We start from the raw sequence: 15,144 nt of genomic DNA, 5'->3' as shown, positions 1-15,144 counted from the left end.
TCCAATCGATTAAAAAGTCAGGACCAGCGACGAAAGATCAACGACGTGTTGACGCCGCCAAAGGCGAAGTTGTTGTTCATCACGTAGTCGTGGTGCATCTCGCGAAAGCCACCCTGCAGATAGTCCAGTTCGCCACACTGTGGGTCGACGGTGTCGAGATTGAACGTGTGCACGTACTGGTCGCGGTTCATCATCTCGATGCTGAACCATGATTCCAAAGCGCCGCAGGCGCCCAGGGTGTGGCCGAGGAAGCTTTTCTGCGAACTGATAGGCATGCGACTGCCGAACAGGCTGCTGGTCGCCAGCGTTTCGGCGATGTCGCCCTGGTCGGTGGCGGTGCCGTGACCGTTGACGTAGCCAATCGCCGAGGGCTCCAGCCCGGCGTCTTCCAGGGCCAGCTCCATCGCGCGGCGCATGGTTTTCTGCTCCGGACGGGTGGTGTGCTGGCCGTCGGCGTTGCTGCCAAAGCCGACGATCTCGGCGTGGATATGCGCACCGCGCGCCAAGGCATGTTCCAGCTCTTCGAGCACCAGCATGCCACCGCCTTCACCGATCACCAGGCCGTCGCGGCCGCTGTCATAGGGCCGTGGGCTGGTTTGCGGGGCGTCGTTCTTCAGGCTGGTGGCGTAGAGCGCGTCGAACACCATCGCTTCGGTGGGGCAGAGCTCTTCGGCCCCACCGGCGAGCATCAACGGCAGGCGCCCGAACTTGATCGCCTCATACGCATAGCCGATGCCCTGGCTGCCGCTGGTACAGGCGCTGGAGGTGGGGATCAGCCGACCGGTCAGGCCAAAGAAGATGCTGATATTCGCCGCAGTGGTGTGCGGCATCATGCGCACGTAGGAGTTGGCATTCAGCCCCTCTGCGACCGAGTTCAGCAGCATGTTGCCGAATGCCTTGATCTCGTCGGTGCTGCCGGTGGACGAGCCACACGCCACACCCATGCGCCCGTCCTTGATCGACTCGTCGCCGAGCAAGCCCGCGTCCTGCAACGCCTGCTCCGCTGCCCAGACCGCCAGGCGCGAGACCCTGCCCATGCTGCGCAGCTGCTTGCGTGTCCAGTGGGGGGGCACGACAAAGTCGTCGATCGGCCCGGCCAGGCGCGTGTTCAATTCGGTGAAGCGGTCCCACTCGTCCATGCGCCGGATACCGCTGCGGTTGGCGCGGAAGTTGGCGGCGATGGTGTCCCAATCGCTGCCCAGGGAAGTCATGCCGGCCATGCCGGTGACGACGACGCGTTTCATCAGCACAGGCCCCCATTCACGGCCAGCACCTGGCGCGTGATGTAGCCAGCCTCGGCCGACATCAGGAAATTCACCGCGCCGGCGACTTCTTCCGGTGTGCCCATGCGCTGCGCAGGGATCATCTTCATCAGTTCTTCCACCGGCACGTTTTCATCCAGCATCGCCGTGTCGATCAAGCCGGGGGCCACGCAGTTGACGGTGATCTTGCGCTTGCCCAGCTCGATGGCCAGGGCTTTGGCTGCGCCAATCAGGCCAGCTTTGGAGGCGCTGTAGTTGACCTGGCCGCGGTTGCCGATCAGCCCGGAAACCGAGGTGATACAGACGATACGCCCGGCCGCGCGACGACGAATCATCGGCATCATCACCGGGTGCAGCACGTTATAGAAACCGTCGAGGTTGGTGCGCATCACCACGTCCCAATCGTCTTCCGACAAGGCAGGGAACGCACCGTCACGGGTCAGGCCGGCGTTGAGCACCACGCCGTAATAGGCGCCATGTTGCTCCACATCCGCCTCGAGGATTTGCTTGCACGACGCGCGATCCGCCACATCGAATTGCAGCACCCGCGCCTTGCGGCCCAGGGCTTCAACTTCGGCCTGCACCGCATTCGCTTCGGCACGGCCGTTGCGGCAATGCAGCACGATGTCATGCCCGGCCTGGGCCAGGCGCAGCGCGATGGCGCGGCCGATACCACGGCTGGAGCCGGTGACCAGTACGGATTCAGTCATGGCGTTACGTCCTTCGATTCTTCTAAATAGTTGGCCGCCTGGGGCGGTCGAAATACATTCAAGCGGGCGCTGGCCTGGATACCCGTGCCGGTCAGGTGGCATTCGAACACACCCATGCCGTTGTCGTCTTCCAGGGAGCGCAGGCCATGGATGTTCAGCTCGGCGCCTGCCGGGAAGCACTCCACGTTGCACTCGAACTTGCGTGTGCCGAGCAGGAAGCCGAGCTCCACGGCTTCACCTTTCTGGCGCGCGTGGCAACCGGCGTAGGCGGCGACGCTTTGCGCCATCAACTCGATGCCGACCCAGGCCGGCAGGCTGCCGTCCGGGCGGTTGAACAGGCCGCCAGGCTTGACGGTGGTGCGGGTATGAACGTGCTCTTCATCGAACGACAGCACCTGGTCGATCAGGATCATGTCGCCCCCATGGGGCAGCAGTTCGGCGAGTGGCCAATCGATCATGGGGCCTCTCCGATTATCAGGCTGACATTGTTACCGCCGAAGGCAAACGAATTGCTCATCAGGCAGCGCTTTTCCAGGCTGGTGCCGGCGGTGGCCCATTGCAAGGCGGGCAATGCGGGGTCGGCCTGGCCGTCCCACACATGCGGTGGCACCCGGTCGTGAACCAGGCTCAGCCAGCAGAACGCCGCTTCCAGCGCGCCGGCTGCACCCAGGGTATGGCCGCTCATGGGCTTGGTCGACGAGCAGGCCACGCCTTGCGGGAACAGGTTGGCGACAGCCAGGCTTTCCATGGCGTCGTTATGCTGGGTGGCAGTACCGTGCAGGTTCAGGTAACCGATCTGCGCAGGCTGCAATCTGGCGCTGGCCAGGGCCTTGCGCATGGATTGCAACGCGCCTTTGCCGGTGGGTTCGGGCGCTGAAATGTGGTGCGCATCGCAACTGGCGCCGCTGCCCAGCAGGGCGATGGGCGCTGCCTCCTTGCTCATCAGGAACAGCACGGCCGCTTCGCCGATGTTGATGCCGTTGCGGTTCACCGAAAACGGGTTGCAGCGCTCGTTCGACACCGCCTCCAGTGAGCTGAAGCCGTTAAGCGTCAGCTTGCACAGGCTGTCGACGCCGCCGCAGATCACGGCATCGCACACGCCCAGGTCCAGCAGGCGCTGGGCACTCATCAACGCGCGGGCGCTGGAGGTGCAGGCGGTGGAGATCACATAGGCCGGGCCGCTCAGTTGCAACCAGTCGGCGAGGAAGTTCGCCGGCGCGCTGAGTTCCTGCTGCTGGTAGTCGTAGTCGCCAGGGAACTGGTTTTCCCGCAGAAAGTGAGCGATGCCACGGCTGGCTTCGTCGATACCCGACGTGCTGGTGCCGAGCACGACGCCAACCCGTGACGCGCCGTAAGTGTGGATCGCCTGGCGGATCTCGCTTTCGATCTGCAACGCTGCTTCCAGCAACAACTGGTTATTGCGGCTGCTTTGCTGGCCCAGCTCAACGGGAATGGTTGCCAGTTCGCCCTGTACACCGGCCACCGGCAACACGCGTTCCGGCACCCAACCGCTTTCGGCACGCATGCCGGAACAGTCACCGGCAAACAGGCTGCGGCTGACCTCGGCTTGGCCACGGCCCAGGGCGCAGATCACGCCCAGGGCGTTGAGGTAGGCGGTCATCGGGCCGCTCCTAGGGGGGTGATGCGGTAGCTCAACGGCTGCCCGGTGATGTTCACACTGAAGACCTCAGACGATTGATACACGATCTGCCAATGGCCCGGCAGGGTGCGCGTCAAGTCCATTGCCTGCGCGCTGGGGTACAGTGCGCGCACATCAGCCGGCGAGGTCAACGCAAACAGCAACGCGGCAAACAACTCGCGCGCCTGCGGGTTGGGCGGCAGCAAGCCGTCGGCCTGCCATTGGCCATTGACCAGCTTTTGCCGGGCTTGGGGGATGCCCAGCGGGTCCATCATCGACCAGCGAATGCCGCCGTCTTCGCGCTGGATCACCAGCAGCCAGTCCTGGCTCTGGCCGTCAGCCAGGCGCTGCACATGCAGTTGCAGTGGCAAGGCCAGGGCCGGTGCTTTTTCGGGCAGTGGCGGCTGGCTGGCGCAGGCGCTCAGCAGCAACAGGCAACCCATCAACAGCTTGCGCATCATGGGGCGGAGCTCGCCAAGGGTTTGCGCGCTACGCAGTTAACCAAGGTTTCTTCGCGCTGGCCCACCGGTGGCGCCTTGCGCAGGCCCCAGCGTTCGAGCAGGCCGAAGTCGCTGGAGCGGCTCCACCACAAGTAGGGGTACGAGACGTTCTGCGGGCCGAATTCAAAACCCTGCTCGCGGAGCATCTGCAGGTATTCTTCGGCGCTTTTCTGCACATGCATCGGGTGGCGGAACAGCCAGCGGATCACCCAGGTGTCGATGTAGGCTTCGGTGGATTCGGCGAACAACAAATAGCCGCCCGGCTTGAGCACACGGTAGAACTCGTTGAGCGCGCGATGCTGTTCAACCAGGTGGTGGAAGGTCTGGTGGCAGAACAGGATATCGACGCTTTCGTCCGGCACTGGCAGGGTGGCGCAGTCGCTGCCGACCAGCTCGATGGCCAAGCCCTGGCGCGCCGCTTCTTCACGGCTCAGTTCCAGGCTGTGAGGGTCGGCGTCCACACCGATCAGGCGTGCGGGGGCAAACACCTGCTGCAGCAGTGTGAAGGACTTGCCCTGGCCGCAGCCGGCGTCCAGCAGCACCGGCGCTTCTGGCAAGGGCTCGGTGAACAGGCTGCGCAGGTCGTTGATCGCCACGCGCAACACGCGGTGTTGCCAGGTGTGGCTGCGCAGGAACCATAAGCCGAACCTGGTTTCTTCGACGTAATTTTTACTCAAGTACTGACTGCTCACGCTGCATCCCCTGCACAGATTTCCGACAGCATCCGCAACCGTCGCTTGGGCTCGCTCACAAACGGGTTGCGTTCATCCCACGCATAACCGGCGAGGATCGAGCTGATCATCCGGCGAATCTCCGGCGAACTGCCCGGATGGAAGATCACATCCTGGAAGGTGCCGGCATACCAGCCTTCGACGTAGCAGCGGAAGGTGTCGACGCCGCGCTTCAGGGGGTCGGCAAACTCGGTTTGCCAGTCCACGGTTTCGCCGTTGAGCTGACGATGCAACACGCCGGCCGCCATACTCGCCGAACGCATGGCGATGGTTACCCCGGAGGAAAATACCGGATCAAGGAATTCCGCCGCGTTGCCCAGCAACGCAAAGCCTGGCCCGTGCAGGCTCTTCACGTTGGCGGCGTAGCCGCCGATGGTCCGCGCCGGCGTATCCCTGACGGCGTTTTGCAGCACACCGCACAGGCTTGGGGTTTCATCGATAAAGCCGCGCAGGCAAGCGTCGAGATCGCTGTCGCGGCCGTCGAAATGCTCTTTGGCCGCGACCACGCCCACCGAGCTGCGACCGTTGCTGAACGGGATGGTCCAGAACCAGATATCGCGCTTGGTAGGATGAGTGGTCACCAGGATCTTGGTGCGGTCGAAGCCTGGGTGTTCGATACGGTCTTCTACGTGGGTGAACACTGCCTGGCGCACCGGAAAGTCCGACGGCACGTCCAGCTCCAGCAGGCGCGGCAGCACGCGGCCGTAGCCGCTGGCGTCGAGCACGAACTTGGCCTTGAGGTGGTATTCGCTGCCGTTCTCGCGGCGTACGTGCAGGTAGCGGGACTCGCCCTTGAAATCCACGCCGATGATGGTTTCGCCATAGCGGATATCCACCCCTTGTAGCGCCGCCTGGTCCGCCAGCAGCTTGTCGAACTCGCCGCGCTGAACCTGGTAGGTGGTGGGCTTGCCGTTGCTGAAGGTGTCACCGAAATCAAACGCGCTGTAGCGCTCGCCCCAGGCGAACGCGGCACCGGTTTTCACCTGGAACCCCGCCGCCTGCACGGCATCCAGCATGCCGGCTTCTTCAATGAAGTCGATGCAGTGGGACAGCAGGCTTTCGCCAATCGAGAATCGCGGGAAATGCTGGCGCTCGATGATCAATACATCATGCCCTTTGCGCTTTAACAGCGCGGCGGCGATTGCCCCGGACGGACCGGCACCAATCACCACCACCTGGCGACGTTCCATTTCAACTGTAGGCACGAGGGCTCCTTGCCGCATGGGCGATAATCATATTCATAAGGCGTGTTTCTGTTGCCCGGCCCATGGCGCCAGCATAAAGCTGAATGCCAGGCCCAGGCTGACCGATAAGCCGAAATTGCTCACCGCCGGCGTGCTGGACACCGCCAGAAGGCCAAACGACAACCAGGTCGTGAGCGCCGCCAACAAGGTGCCCAGGAGGCTGACTGCAGGGCCGCCGATCTGCTCGCGCATCAAGATTGCGTAGTCAACGCTGATGGCCGTGACCAGCAGCAGGCCGAACAGGCTGAACAAGGTCAGCGGTTGGCCCAGCCAGCCGAGGCTGGCCAGGCTGCACAGTGCCGCCAACAGCGGCAGGGCGACAATGCGCAAGGCCCCGCCGAAACCGAACGGCAGGATCAGCAGCAGCACGATCAGCACGCAGGACATCAACTTCAATTCGGCGGCGCTGATCTGTGTGTCGGCAAATACCCGGTTCAAGTCGCCCAGGCGGTCCACCAGTGTTACTCCCGGCAAATCCAACGCTTGCACCCGCAGCAGCGCCGGGTTGTTCAGACCTTGCAGGCTGACCATCGCGGCCACCCCGCCGTCCACCGGGCCAAGCCACAGGGTGCGCCAGGGTTCGGCCAGTGGGCCTGCCAGTGCGGCGTCGATATCTTGCGTGGGCAACGCTTGCAACTGAGCGACTTCGGCGTGCAGGGCGCTGGCGGGCACGCCGAGGTCCAGCAGTGGCTGCCAGTGTTGCGCCAGTCGGTTGAGGGCATCGCGCAACTGTTGTTGCTCGGCGGGTAGGCTGACCAGTTGGTTGAGTGCCAGGTAGCCCTGGAGTTTGTCCATATTCACCAACTGATCCAGGCGTTGCCCCAGGGCGCTTTGACGCTCCAACAGCTGTTGCTGGTTGTCTGCCCGCACCAGGAAGAACTGGCTGGTGGGTTGGAATCCGGTAATGCGCGCCACGGCTTGTGCTTCTTGCAGTAATTGCGGCGGCGCGCCGATCCATTGGCGGATATCGTTTTTGCTGTTCAAGTGCCACAGGCCACCCGCGCAAAACAGCAGCAGCAACGCCAGCAGCGCCGGGCTGGGCACGCGCTTGAGCAACGAAGCACGCACCAGCCACAGGCATTCAGCGATGCGCAGCGGCCATTGCGCCGGGCGCAGTTCGACGCCTTTGAGCAGCGCCGGCAACAGGCACACCGCGCACAGGTACGCACCGACCAGGCCGGCGGCAGAGAACACGGCAATCTGGGTCAGTGCCGGGAACGGTGTCCAGGCCAGCGCCAGGTAGCCGATGCAACTGGTGGCCAGGCTCAGGCTCAATCCGGGCAGCGTCAAACGCAACGCCGGCCAACTGCGCCATGGGCTCATGCTCCAGCTTTTCGACAAGTAGTGCAGCGGGTAATCCACCGCCACGCCGATCAGGCTGGAACCTAATACCAGGGTCATTACATGCATATGGCCGAACAGCGCCACACAGGCCACCGCCCCGAACAGCATGCCCACCAGCACCGGTACGAACGCCAGCAGCACCCGCCAGCGTCGGAACGCCAGCAACAGCAACAGCAGGATGCCGAGGGTAGCGCCGCCGCCCACCCAAGTGATTTCCCGCGTGGCCTGCTGCTGCCCATTCGCGGCGTACAGCAAGCCGCTGGCGGCGAGCACGTGTGCACCTTGCCCGCTGGCCTGCTCGCGGCTGGCCTGGAGCAGGTCGGCCACCTGCAGCGGCAGTTTCATGTCGAAGGCGTTGCCAGTGGTGCGCGCGCGCAGTAGCACCCAGCTTTTGCCGTCGGCATCGGCGATCAACGCGCCGCTGCCGATATCCAGTTGCACCGAGCCGTGCTGCGGCTGGCTGTTCTGGATGCGTCCGGTCAGGCCCAGCCAGTCGTCCTGGCTCGGCACCAGGCTGAACCCGGTGAAGGGGTCGAACAGCGCTTGTACGCGCTGCTGGATAAACGCGTCGGGCTGTTCGATCAGTTGTTCGCGGTCCTTGGCCGAGAGCATCGCCAGGCGGCCGCGCAGCAATTGCTCACGCAGTGCCGGCAGGTCGGCTTGCAGGTTCCATTGCACCTTTTCGAACAGCCCGCTGGCCTGCCAGCGCTCGCCCAACTGTTGCGCCACGGCCAGCGCCTGCTGGCGGTCGGTATGGCCTACCAGCACCAGCATCTCGCGGTTCAGTGGTGCTTGCATGCGCTGTTCGGCTTGCAGTTCCAATGGGTCCGGCGTGCTGCCCGGCACCAGTTCCATCAGGTTGGCCGACAAGGGCGCGCCGTGGCGCCACTGCCAGCCGGCCAGGGCCAGCACGGCCACCAGCAGGATCAGGAACAGGCGCGGCAGCAGGCGTTCACTGGGCAAAGTCGTGTTGCTCCGCGTCGCTCAAGGGCTGGGTGGCGGTGCTGTCCTGCATGCGCAGCACGGTGCTGTCGCCCTGCGTTTCCAGCAGTTCGATGTTCTGCACCAGGTCGCCACCGTCGATATTGATCTGGGTAAAGACTTGCTTGAGCAGCAGCGAGCGCGGGACCAGCGTCAACTTCCATTGCTTGGCCTCGCCTTGCAGCTGCAATTCGAAGTCACGCTGCAAGCCACTGCTGTCGCCCTGCAGCACGGCGAGGAAGAGGCGGTTCTGTTCGGCGCCGGCGCTCTTGTTCGGCAGCAGTTGCCAGCCGCTGGCGTCACGCCGGGCAATGCCCTGGGCGCTGATGCGGTAGTCCTGTTGCAGCGGGGTTTTCAGCAGCCACAACAGGCCATGGTCCTTGGCGAGTACGAAGGTGCCTTTGCTGACCAATGGCTGGGGCAGGGCACGCAGGTGTTTCTCCTGGGTGAAGTGGCCGTGGATCACTGAAGGTTTTGCAAGCTGGTCGCTCAATTGCTGCAAGTCGAAGGCATGCGCGCTTGAACTAAGCAGCAACCCGATTAAGGTGGCAGCGGCGGTGCGACGATTCAACTTGCCCGCGAAAAACTTGAGAGCGCCGCGCAGTGTCAGGCGACCCGCGTTACCGTTGACGATTTTCGCCGGCGAGCCGGCTCCCACAGGGGATCTCATTTCAAGGCTCTCTCTACGGCGTCTGTGAATATCTTGGGGGAGGCCAGCTGCATGTCGCGAGTGGCGATTTCCACCGCCACCTGCACGGTGGTGGCACGGGTCAGGCGCTCGCCGCTGACGAGGTCGGTGATCAGGTAGTTGACCTTCAAGCGGTTCTCCCACTCCACCAGGCTGGCGCGCACGTTGATGGTCTGGCCGAACACAGCGCCGCGCACGTAGCGCAGTTGCATGTCGATCACCGGCCAGGCATAGCCCGATTCGAGCATTGCCGTGTAGTTATGGCCGATCTTGTCGAGCAGCGCGCAGCGCGCCACCTCCAGGTACTTCACATAATGCCCGTGCCATACGACGTTCATGGTGTCGACGTCGAAAAACGGCACGAGGATTTCAGTGTCGCTGTGGAATACGCCCTGGCTACGCATGCAGCCTCCAGTGTTGCTCGGCAATGCGTTGCAGGCACAGGCGCAGCTCGCCCTCCAGGGCGCGGTCTTCGATGACCGGCGGGAAGTCCTTGGCCAATTCTTCATGCATCGCTGCCAGGGCCGGCGGCAAGGGGCGCGCGTCCTCGGCCTGGGCCCGCAGCCACACACCCTGGTTGGCGGCGAGCAAGGTCGCGGCGGCGACTTGCTCGGTCAGCTCCAATACGCGGATCGCATCACGAGCGGCGATGGTGCCCATGCTGACCTTGTCCTGGTTATGGCACTCGGTGGAGCGCGAGAACACGCTGGCCGGCATGGTGTTTTTCAAGGCTTCGGCGGTCCAGGCGCTGGTGCCGATCTGCACTGCCTTGAAGCCGTGGTTGATCATCGCGCGCTCGGCCGGGGCGCCGGACAGGTTGCTCGGCAGGCCGTGGTTGTAACGCACGTCCACCAGCAGTGCGAGTTGGCGGTCAAGCAGGTCGGCGACGTTGGCGACCAGGGTCTTGAGGCTGTCCATGGCGAAGGCGATATGCCCGCCGTAGAAGTGCCCACCATGGAGTACGCGCTCTTCCTCGGCGTCAATGATCGGGTTGTCGTTGGCGCTGTTCAATTCGATCTCGATGAACGAGCGCAGCCAGTTCAGGCTGTCAGCCAGCACGCCGAGGACGTGGGGCGCACAACGCAGCGAATAGCGGTCCTGCAGGCGATGCAGGGGCGCGGTCGGTGCGTCGATCGCCAGGTCCTTGCGCAGCCAGGCAGCCACCTGCATCTGCCCGGGGTGCGGTTTGGCGGCGAACAGGCGCTCGTCGAAGTGTTCCGGGTTGCCTTGCAGCGCTACCACGTTCATCGCCGTGATGCGCGTGGCCAGTTGCAACAGGTAGTCGGCGCGGGCGAAGGCCAGGCACGCCAGGCCGGTCATCACGGCAGTGCCGTTCATCAGCGCCAGGGCTTCCTTGGGGCGCAGCACCAGGGGCTCCCAGTTCAGTTCACGGTGCACGTCGGCCGCTGTGCGGCGTTCGCCACGGAACATCACCTCGCGTTCGCCGGACAGGGTTGCCGCCACGTAGGAGAGTGGCGTCAGGTCACCGCTGGCGCCTACCGAGCCTTCCTCCGGGATCAGCGGCAGTACGTCGTGTTCGAGGAACGCCTGCAAGCGCTCCAGCAACTCCACGCGCACCCCTGAAACGCCGTGGCACAGCGACTGCAAACGCGCCGCCAGCACCGCCCGGGTGGCCTGGGCATCGAGTAACTTGCCCAGGCCGCAACCATGGAAGGTGTACAGATGACGCGGCAGGGCCTCGACGTGCTGCAGCGGCACCGCTACTACGCAGGAGTCGCCGTAGCCGGTGGTCACGCCGTAGATCACGCCTTCCTTGTCCAGCAGCGAGTCGAGGAACTGGGCGCCCTTGGCAATACGCTGGCGATAGGCGGCGTCGCCCTGCAATTGGGTCGGCGCCTGGCGGTTGGCCAGGGCCAGTACGTCTTCGATGCGCAAGGCGCGTTCGCCAAAGGTTACCGGCTCAAGATGCGTCGTCATCGGTCTTCCAGAAAGGGTAAAAGTTGAACCATTGTTGGGGCGCTTCCAGGCAGAACTGGCCCAGGCGTGCGGCATAGCGCGCGGTCCACTGGGCTATGACCTGCTCGCGGGTGTTGCGTTTCCATTCGATCAGCGGCGTGAACGGTTCGATAGTCAGGCGATAGCGGCTTTCGTGCTTGAGGCACATCAGCAGGTTCACCGGGCATTTGAGCAAGCCGGCCAGCAACCAGGGGCCCTGGGGGAAGGCGGCGTCATGGCCGAGGAAATCCACGCGCACCGTACGCCCGCCATGCAGCGGCACGCGGTCGCCGGCGATGGCCAGCCACTCGCCGTCGTCAAGGCGCTGGCTGAGCAGCAGCATGGTGGCCGGGTCCAGCTCGCTGACCTGGATCAGGCGCAAGTGGGTGGCGCCGGCTTCGCCCAGCAGGCGGTTGAATTGTTCGGCGTGCTTGGTGTGCACCAGCACGTTCATGGTGACCTGTTCACCGATCTCGGCGAGGGCACGGCACACTTCGAGGTTGCCCAGGTGCGCGCCCACCAGCATCTGCCCGCGTTCGCCACGCAGTTGCCCGCGCAATTGCGCCGGGTCGTTGATCTCGATCTGTTCCAGGCGAAGCTTGCCGTTCCACACGTCGAGTTTGTCCAGCAGTGAGTCGGCAAACGCCATGAACTGGCCGAAGACTTTCCAGTGAGTGGGGCGCAGCTCATCGCGCCCGCTCCAGTCGGCCAGGCGCTGCTGGTAGTGCCAGGCACTCTGGCGTGCGGTGCGGCCGAACAGGAAAAAGTACAGCACGATGCCATACAGGACCGGGCTCAACACGCGGCGCCCGAGGACCTTGGCGGCGAAGGCGGTGAGTTTCATCAGCCAGTAGCTGCCGCGTTCCTCGCGATCGGCCCAGTGCTTGGTGCTGTCATTCATGCTTGCCACCGTCGCCACAGGATCATCGGCGCGCGGACCAGCATGCCGAAGAACAACCGGGTGTGCATGGCCGAGATGCGCACGTTGTCGCGGAACAAGCGAAAGTGTGACAAGCCGTCTGCCGGGTAATGCACCTGGGTCGGCAGCCAGCGCATCGGCTGGTTGCGCCAGGCCAGGCGCACCAGTATGTCGGAGTCGAAATCCATGCGCGTGCCGATGTAGGCCGAGTCCATCAGCGCCAGCACCGGTGCCAGCGGGTATACGCGAAAGCCACACATCGAGTCGCGGATTTGCAGCGACAGGGTGTTGATCCACACCCACACGTGGGTCAGGTAGCGCGCGTACAAACGGCCTTTGGGCACGCTGTCATCGTATTCGGGGTAGCCACAGATGATGGCGTCGGGGTGCCTGCGCGAGGTGTCGATAAAGGTCTCGACTTCGCGCAAGTCATGCTGGCCGTCGGCGTCGACTTGCAGGGCATGGCTGAAGCCCTGGCGTGCGGCCTCTCGGAACCCGGCCATCACCGCACCGCCCTTGCCCTGGTTGTTCGGCAAGGTCAGCAGGGTGACGTTGTCCAGGGTCGCCAATTGCGCGAGTACGGCGGCGCAGGCCGGGCTGCTGCCGTCGTCGACCAGCAGGCAAGGCAGACCACTGCCCAGCAGGCTGCGGACCACGGCCGGGACGGCGGCTTCGTGGTTGTAGACCGGAATCAGGGCACAGGGGTTATGCATGTTGGGCCACCAACTGAATCCGGCCGCTGGAGCAGGCCGCGACACCATTGCGATAGGCGAAATACAACTTGCCGCGTTGCGCATCAAAGCGCAGGTGCAGTTCGATTGCATCGCCAGGACGCACCAGTTGCTGGAACTTGAGCACTTCCATGCCGGCAAAGGTCGGCGGCAGGTCCAGCCATTGCTGGCCCAGGTTGAACGCCCATTCCACCTGCACCACCCCCGGCAGCACCGGCGTGACCGGGAAGTGCCCGCTGAAATACGCCAGGTCCGGCGGCACGCTCAGTTGCAAGGTCCATTCGCCGTCGGCTTCGACGTGCTCCAGCACTTCCGGCGCCTTCGGCCGGGCTGCCAGCAACAGCGCCTCGACGTCGGCCTGGGGCAGTTTGCCTTGGCTGTTCAGGGGCAACTGTCTCAGCAAGCGCCAGCGCCGGGGCAATGCCAAGGCTTCGCAATGTTGGCTCAAGTGGTGGCGCAGGGCCTGGGTGAGCGCGCGTCGGCCCTGATTGCGCAGGGCATGCAGGCCCTCGTCGCTCAGCACCACCAGCGCGCCAAGAGAGGCGCGGTTTTCCTGCACCACGCCCAGGCGGGTTTCCGCGACCCACGGGTGCGCCATCAGCGCGTGTTCCAGCATGGGCAGGGAGATGCGTTTTTCTTCCAGCTTGACGATGCGATCCAGGCGGCCCAACAGCTCGAAACGGCCATCGGCATGAATGCGTGCCGCGTCGGCGGTTTGTTCGACATGCCCCTCAGGCAGGTAAGGCGAGGCGATGCGCAGGGCGCCCTCGGCATCCTGGCTCAGTTGCACATCGGCAAACGGCTGCCAGGGTTGTGCGCCTTGGCGCCAGGCAATGCCGCCGGTTTCCGAGCTGCCGAGGATCTCTGTCGGCCATTGCTGCAAACGGTCGTATAGGCTGGCGGCGGCGTCTACGGGCAGTGCGCCGCCGGATGAAAACACCCGCGACACCTGGCTCAGCGCGGGCCAGTCGAGGTTGTCACCCATGCGCTTGAGCAACGCCGGACTGGCGACCCAGGCGAATTGCGGGTGTTCGCGGCTGGCGCGCTGCAAGTCTTCGGGGAAGGCCAGCTGTTGGCGAACAAAGGTGCGGCCGGCGCACAGCGGCCAAAGCACCCGGAACAGCAGGCCGTAGATATGCTGGGTGGCGACGCTGCCAATGATGCAGGCGTCCTTGAGGTCCGGCCCCCACAGGGTTTCCAGGGCCTCGACCTCGTTGGCCAGTTGGCGCAGGGTCTTGTCGATGCGCTTGGGTTCGCCGCTGGAGCCGGAAGTGCACAGGCTCAATTGGCAGGTGTCCAGATCAAGCGCGGCAGCGCTCAGCGGCGCCTGGTACAGCGCATCCAGGTCCGCCGCTTCGGTCAGCCAGGCATCGACGGCTTCATCCCAGCGTTGGCGGGTCTGAGGTTGCAAATCGGCGGGCAGCAGCACGCTGACCCCGGCCCGCCAGGCGCCCAGTAGCGCAATTGCCAGCAGGCCTGCATCTTCCAGGTACACGGCCAGGCGCCGGATACCGCGGGCCTGCAAGCCTGCCGCCAGGCTCAGGGACTGCTCGCGCAACTGCGCGTGATTCATGGCAGGTTCGGTGGTGACCCAACGCTGTTCCAGCGGCTCGAGCAGCAAGTGCTCAAGTTTCAACCCATTCATACGCGGCCTCGAACCCTTTGTCGTACCAGCCATTCCACGGCAAACAACAGCCCCATCAGCCCGTAGGCGATCAGGCCGTTGTACAACGTCCACCAGCCCAGCGGCGCCCACAGGGTGAGGGCGGCGGCAAGCAGGCCATTACACAGAAAAAACACGCTCCATACCACGGTCACCCGGCGGGTATACACGATGACATGAGGCGGCAACACGGGCTCAGTCATGCGTGCCAGGCGCTCGACCACCGGCGGGCCGTACTTGAGGCTCAAGCCGAACAGCGCCAACATGAACGCACTGACCAGGCTCGGGTACCAGCGCAACAGGCGGGGGTCATCGAACCAGGCCAGCAGCAGGCAAAACACGATCACCGCCAGCGCCATCCAGCGACTGCCGGGGCGTCGCACACCGGTCAGTGCACGCAGCAGCCACAGGCCGCCCAGCAGCAGGCCGAATTGCCAAGGCGCAAAGTGCTCGGTGCCGTAATACACCGCAAAGGGGTACAGCAGCCCCGCCAACAGCAGGCCGAGGCCGATCAGCCGGCTCATGCGGCGGGCTGGACCAGACGGTACACCGCCTCAACCACGTCGCTCACCGTGCGCACCGCCTTGAATTCCTCGGCGGCGATCTTCTTGCCGGTCTGGCGCTTGATATGGTCGATCAAGTCGACGGCATCGATGCTGTCGATTTCCAGGTCCTGGTACAGGTTGGCGTCAAGGGTGACGCGTTCCGGCGGCAGTTCGAACAGTTCTACCAAGGCGTCGCGCAGGGTGTTGAAAATTTCGTCACGAGTTTGCATG

At 64.2% G+C, this 15,144-nt stretch carries 16 protein-coding genes; all 16 read right to left on the bottom strand.

Annotated features, from left to right (window positions below; genetic code table 11):
- Positions 1–17 precede the first annotated feature (17 nt).
- The 16 genes from CQ002_RS12790 to CQ002_RS12715 are packed head-to-tail and all read right to left on the bottom strand — an operon-like array spanning position 18 to position 15,143.
- A complete protein-coding gene (locus CQ002_RS12790) occupies positions 18–1,244 on the bottom strand; it encodes a beta-ketoacyl-ACP synthase (protein WP_034105884.1) in 1,227 nt (408 codons plus the stop codon).
- Positions 1,244–1,972 carry a 3-oxoacyl-ACP reductase FabG gene (gene fabG / locus CQ002_RS12785; RefSeq protein WP_105161533.1) on the bottom strand — a complete coding sequence of 243 codons (729 nt, stop codon included), beginning with the start codon at positions 1,970–1,972 and terminating at the stop codon, positions 1,244–1,246. Before fabG ends, CQ002_RS12790 begins: the two co-directional genes overlap by 1 nt.
- Entirely contained in the window at positions 1,969–2,430 is a 462-nt protein-coding gene (locus tag CQ002_RS12780) for a hotdog family protein (RefSeq protein WP_034105880.1), read from the bottom strand. Before CQ002_RS12780 ends, fabG begins: the two co-directional genes overlap by 4 nt.
- Positions 2,427–3,593, bottom strand: a complete 1,167-nt coding sequence (locus CQ002_RS12775) for a beta-ketoacyl-[acyl-carrier-protein] synthase family protein (RefSeq protein ID WP_034105878.1) — start codon at positions 3,591–3,593, stop codon at positions 2,427–2,429. The genes CQ002_RS12780 and CQ002_RS12775 overlap by 4 nt, the downstream gene beginning before the upstream one ends.
- Entirely contained in the window at positions 3,590–4,072 is a 483-nt protein-coding gene (locus CQ002_RS12770) for a hypothetical protein (protein ID WP_105161534.1), read from the bottom strand. Before CQ002_RS12770 ends, CQ002_RS12775 begins: the two co-directional genes overlap by 4 nt.
- Positions 4,069–4,803, bottom strand: coding sequence for a class I SAM-dependent methyltransferase (locus CQ002_RS12765; RefSeq protein ID WP_105161535.1), 735 nt, complete (start codon positions 4,801–4,803; stop codon positions 4,069–4,071). Before CQ002_RS12765 ends, CQ002_RS12770 begins: the two co-directional genes overlap by 4 nt.
- Positions 4,800–6,047, bottom strand: a complete 1,248-nt coding sequence (locus CQ002_RS12760; protein ID WP_105161536.1) for an NAD(P)/FAD-dependent oxidoreductase — start codon at positions 6,045–6,047, stop codon at positions 4,800–4,802. The genes CQ002_RS12765 and CQ002_RS12760 overlap by 4 nt, the downstream gene beginning before the upstream one ends.
- A 33-nt stretch (positions 6,048–6,080) precedes the next feature.
- A complete protein-coding gene (locus tag CQ002_RS12755; protein WP_098465628.1) occupies positions 6,081–8,393 on the bottom strand; it encodes an MMPL family transporter in 2,313 nt (770 codons plus the stop codon).
- On the bottom strand, positions 8,383–9,081 hold the full coding sequence (locus CQ002_RS12750) for an outer membrane lipoprotein carrier protein LolA (RefSeq protein ID WP_105161537.1): 699 nt from the start codon (positions 9,079–9,081) through the stop codon (positions 8,383–8,385). The genes CQ002_RS12755 and CQ002_RS12750 overlap by 11 nt, the downstream gene beginning before the upstream one ends.
- Positions 9,078–9,503 carry a thioesterase family protein gene (locus CQ002_RS12745; protein ID WP_105161538.1) on the bottom strand — a complete coding sequence of 142 codons (426 nt, stop codon included), beginning with the start codon at positions 9,501–9,503 and terminating at the stop codon, positions 9,078–9,080. Before CQ002_RS12745 ends, CQ002_RS12750 begins: the two co-directional genes overlap by 4 nt.
- Positions 9,496–11,037: a histidine ammonia-lyase gene (gene hutH, locus CQ002_RS12740; RefSeq protein WP_034105865.1), complete on the bottom strand. Its 1,542-nt coding sequence runs from the start codon at positions 11,035–11,037 to the stop codon at positions 9,496–9,498. The genes CQ002_RS12745 and hutH overlap by 8 nt, the downstream gene beginning before the upstream one ends.
- Complete coding sequence (locus CQ002_RS12735; protein WP_034105863.1) at positions 11,021–11,956, bottom strand: glycosyl transferase; 936 nt, start codon at positions 11,954–11,956, stop codon at positions 11,021–11,023. The genes hutH and CQ002_RS12735 overlap by 17 nt, the downstream gene beginning before the upstream one ends.
- Positions 11,953–12,687, bottom strand: coding sequence for a glycosyltransferase family 2 protein (locus tag CQ002_RS12730; RefSeq protein WP_069021345.1), 735 nt, complete (start codon positions 12,685–12,687; stop codon positions 11,953–11,955). The genes CQ002_RS12735 and CQ002_RS12730 overlap by 4 nt, the downstream gene beginning before the upstream one ends.
- Positions 12,680–14,350 carry an acyl-CoA synthetase family protein gene (locus CQ002_RS12725; RefSeq protein WP_105161539.1) on the bottom strand — a complete coding sequence of 557 codons (1,671 nt, stop codon included), beginning with the start codon at positions 14,348–14,350 and terminating at the stop codon, positions 12,680–12,682. The genes CQ002_RS12730 and CQ002_RS12725 overlap by 8 nt, the downstream gene beginning before the upstream one ends.
- A complete protein-coding gene (locus CQ002_RS12720; protein ID WP_034105857.1) occupies positions 14,347–14,892 on the bottom strand; it encodes a membrane protein in 546 nt (181 codons plus the stop codon). The genes CQ002_RS12725 and CQ002_RS12720 overlap by 4 nt, the downstream gene beginning before the upstream one ends.
- Positions 14,889–15,143, bottom strand: coding sequence for an acyl carrier protein (locus tag CQ002_RS12715; protein ID WP_034105855.1), 255 nt, complete (start codon positions 15,141–15,143; stop codon positions 14,889–14,891). Before CQ002_RS12715 ends, CQ002_RS12720 begins: the two co-directional genes overlap by 4 nt.
- Position 15,144 lies beyond the last annotated feature (1 nt).

Origin of the sequence: Pseudomonas sp. MYb13 (assembly GCF_002980075.1) — a bacterium.
GTDB lineage: Bacteria > Pseudomonadota > Gammaproteobacteria > Pseudomonadales > Pseudomonadaceae > Aquipseudomonas > Aquipseudomonas lurida.
This window is presented reverse-complemented; position numbering and strand designations above follow the sequence as displayed.

Bases quoted from the DNA above. Each gene is read 5' to 3' on its own strand.
- CQ002_RS12790 (WP_034105884.1), bottom strand. From the start codon at position 1,244: ATGAAACGCGTCGTCGTCACCGGCATGGCCGGCATGACTTCCCTGGGC.
- fabG (WP_105161533.1), bottom strand. From the start codon at position 1,972: ATGACTGAATCCGTACTGGTCACCGGCTCCAGCCGTGGTATCGGCCGC.
- CQ002_RS12780 (WP_034105880.1), bottom strand. From the start codon at position 2,430: ATGATCGATTGGCCACTCGCCGAACTGCTGCCCCATGGGGGCGACATG.
- CQ002_RS12775 (WP_034105878.1), bottom strand. From the start codon at position 3,593: ATGACCGCCTACCTCAACGCCCTGGGCGTGATCTGCGCCCTGGGCCGT.
- CQ002_RS12770 (WP_105161534.1), bottom strand. From the start codon at position 4,072: ATGATGCGCAAGCTGTTGATGGGTTGCCTGTTGCTGCTGAGCGCCTGC.
- CQ002_RS12750 (WP_105161537.1), bottom strand. From the start codon at position 9,081: ATGAGATCCCCTGTGGGAGCCGGCTCGCCGGCGAAAATCGTCAACGGT.
- CQ002_RS12745 (WP_105161538.1), bottom strand. From the start codon at position 9,503: ATGCGTAGCCAGGGCGTATTCCACAGCGACACTGAAATCCTCGTGCCG.
- hutH (WP_034105865.1), bottom strand. From the start codon at position 11,037: ATGACGACGCATCTTGAGCCGGTAACCTTTGGCGAACGCGCCTTGCGC.
- CQ002_RS12735 (WP_034105863.1), bottom strand. From the start codon at position 11,956: ATGAATGACAGCACCAAGCACTGGGCCGATCGCGAGGAACGCGGCAGC.
- CQ002_RS12730 (WP_069021345.1), bottom strand. From the start codon at position 12,687: ATGCATAACCCCTGTGCCCTGATTCCGGTCTACAACCACGAAGCCGCC.
- CQ002_RS12725 (WP_105161539.1), bottom strand. From the start codon at position 14,350: ATGAATGGGTTGAAACTTGAGCACTTGCTGCTCGAGCCGCTGGAACAG.
- CQ002_RS12720 (WP_034105857.1), bottom strand. From the start codon at position 14,892: ATGAGCCGGCTGATCGGCCTCGGCCTGCTGTTGGCGGGGCTGCTGTAC.
- CQ002_RS12715 (WP_034105855.1), bottom strand. From the start codon at position 15,143: ATGCAAACTCGTGACGAAATTTTCAACACCCTGCGCGACGCCTTGGTA.